Here is a 261-nt window from a genome sequence, read left to right on the forward strand (position 1 = left end):
GGCATGGTTGCCGCGCCCGCCATGAGCGCGCCTATCGCTAACACGCGTAATGATGCGGCACGTAATGACGTTCCCAGCGAAACCTCCGGCGAAGCCTTCGGCGAAACCTTCGGCGAAGCACGCGGCGCGGTGACGTCCGACGGCAAACGGGCGAGGCGCATGAAGGCCGGCGAGCGGCGCGAACGTGCGGACGTGCTGTGCTTCATGAATCTCTCCGAAAAGGCTAGCCTGGGGTGGCGCGGACGCGCCTTACCCCTCAGG

General features: G+C 66.3%; 1 protein-coding gene. It reads left to right on the plus strand.

Annotated features, from left to right (window positions below; all coding sequences use genetic code 11):
* A partial coding sequence (locus tag SB724_RS20690; protein WP_410572802.1) for a hypothetical protein occupies window positions 1-261 on the plus strand: 261 nt, incomplete at both ends.

Source organism: Bacillus sp. SIMBA_031, from assembly GCF_046535225.1.
Classification (GTDB): Bacteria; Bacillota; Bacilli; order Bacillales; family Bacillaceae; genus Bacillus; species Bacillus velezensis.